Source organism: Nitrobacter sp. 62-23 (genome assembly GCF_001897285.1).
GTDB lineage: Bacteria > Pseudomonadota > Alphaproteobacteria > Rhizobiales > Xanthobacteraceae > Nitrobacter.
Genome location: NZ_MKSM01000030.1, coordinates 1 through 2298, shown reverse-complemented (window position 1 = coordinate 2298; position 2298 = coordinate 1). Strand labels below are relative to the sequence as shown.

Sequence of the window (2298 nt, the reverse complement as noted above, 5' to 3'; positions counted from 1 at the left end):
TCATCAAGGGCAAGACGATCAAGGAGATCGCCCGTGACCTGAAGGTGTCGCGGAACACAGTCCGGAAGGTGCTGAGGTCAGGAGAGACCTCGTTCGAGTATGAGCGTTCGATCCAGCCGCGACCTAAACTCGGGCGTTGGGCGCCGGAACTCGATGAACTGCTGGCGGCGAATGCGGCCAAATCCGCGCGCGAACAACTGACGCTGATCCGGATCTTCGAAGAGTTGCGCGGCCGCGGTTACGACGGCGGCTACGATGCCGTGCGGCGTTACGCCAGGCGCTGGAGCAAGGAGCGCGGACAGTCGACCGCGGCGGCCTATGTCCCGCTGAGTTTTGCGCCGGGAGAAGCCTATCAGTTCGACTGGAGCCACGAGATCGTTCTCCTCAACGGCGTGACGGTACTCGTGAAGGTCGCCCACGTCCGGCTGTGCCACAGCCGCATGCTGTTCGTGCGCGCCTATCCGCGTGAGACGCAGGAGATGGTGTTCGACGCCCACGATCGGGCGTTCGCGCTGTTCAAGGGCACCTGTAGCCGCGGCATCTACGACAACATGAAGACGGCGGTGGAGACGATCTTCGTCGGCAAGGATCGCCGCTACAATCGCCGCTTCCTACAGATGTGCAGCCACTATCTCGTCAACCCGGTCGCCTGCACGCCGGCGTCGGGCTGGGAGAAGGGTCAGGTGGAGAACCAGGTCGGGCTGGTCCGGGAACGCTTCTTCACGCCACGGCTGCGGTTCAAAAAGCTGGACGAACTAAACGCCTGGCTGCTCGACAAATGCATCGCCTACGCCAAGGCGCATCGGCATCCGGAGCTGTCCGATCAGACGATCTGGGACGTGTTCGAAGCCGAACGGCCCAAGCTCGTTCCCTATGCCGGTCGGTTCGACGGATTCCACGCGGTGCCGGCGTCGGTCTCCAAGACCTGCCTGGTGCGCTTCGACAACAACAAATACTCGGTCGCAGCCAGCGCCGTCGGGCGCCCGGTCGAGGTCCAGGCCTACGCCGACCGCATCGTAATCCGTCAGGATGGAAGGATCGTCGCCGAGCATCCGCGATCCTTCGGACGCGGCGAGACGACCTACGATCCCTGGCATTATGTGCCGGTGCTCGCGCGCAAGCCCGGGGCGTTGCGCAACGGTGCTCCCTTCAAGGACTGGGTGCTGCCGGCCGCGATCGAGCGGATCCGGCGCAAGCTCGCTGGCACCGATGACGGCAATCGACAGATGGTCGACATCCTCAACGCCGTGCTGACGGACGGTTTGTCGGCGGTCGAAGCCGCCTGCGCCGAAGCGCTTGGTCACGGCGTCCATTCCGCTGACGTCGTTCTCAACATCCTGGCTCGCCAACGTGAGCCCGCTCCACCGGCCGACATCATGACGCCGGCGGCGCTGACGCTCCGCCATATGCCGATCGCAGATTGCGCCCGCTACGACAACCTCCGGAGGATCATCTGATGGAACGAACCCAAATCTTCGACCTCATGGGTGAGCTCAAACTTTACGGCATGAGGGCTGCCTTCGACGAGATCATGGCGACGGCGGTCAAGCGCCAGCACGAACCGCAGCACATCGTCGGCGACCTGCTCAGCGCCGAGATCAACGAGAAGCAGGCGCGGTCGATCAAGTACCAGCTCACCATCGCCAAGTTGCCGTTGGCCAAGGATCTCGACGACTTCCAGTTCGAAGGCACCCCGATCAATCAGACGCTCGTCAACGATCTCGCCGGCGGCGGCTTCATCGCCCAGCAGCGCAACGTCGTGCTCGTCGGCGGCACCGGCACAGGCAAAACCCACCTGGCCATCGCAATCGCCAGAAGCTGCATCCGATCCGGCGCCCGCGGTCGCTTCTACAACGTGGTCGACCTCGTCAATCGCCTCGAGATCGAGACCCGTAACGGACGTCAGGGCCGGCTTGCCGAACATCTGACCCGGATGGACTTCATCGTGCTGGACGAACTCGGATATCTGCCCTTTGCTCAGTCGGGTGGCCAGCTTCTCTTCCACCTGGTTAGCCGGCTCTACGAGCGCGCTTCCGTCATCGTCACCACCAATCTCGCCTTCGGCGAATGGCCCACCGTGTTCGGCGACGCCAAGATGACCACCGCATTGCTCGACCGGTTGACCCACCACTGCGACATCGTCGAAACCGGTAACGACAGCTGGCGATTCAAAAGCCGCGACGACGATCACGCCACTCGCGCTCGTCTCGTCTCCGCAACCCCGGCCAGCTCCAACGAGACGAGCGCTACCCTCAAACCACGCCGCGCGAAGGGGTCAAAATTGGACGCCGATACGGG

At 63.4% G+C, this 2298-nt stretch carries 2 protein-coding genes; both read left to right on the top strand.

Translation table 11 applies throughout. The features are described from left to right. Positions 1-2: 2 nt before the first annotated feature. Positions 3-1457: an IS21 family transposase gene (gene istA / locus BGO16_RS03330; protein ID WP_292617184.1), complete on the top strand. Its 1455-nt coding sequence runs from the start codon at positions 3-5 to the stop codon at positions 1455-1457. Beyond that, the coding region (istB, locus tag BGO16_RS03325; protein WP_363091371.1) for an IS21-like element helper ATPase IstB at positions 1457-2298 on the top strand (842 nt) is incomplete at its 3' end. The genes istA and istB, both read left to right, overlap by 1 nt.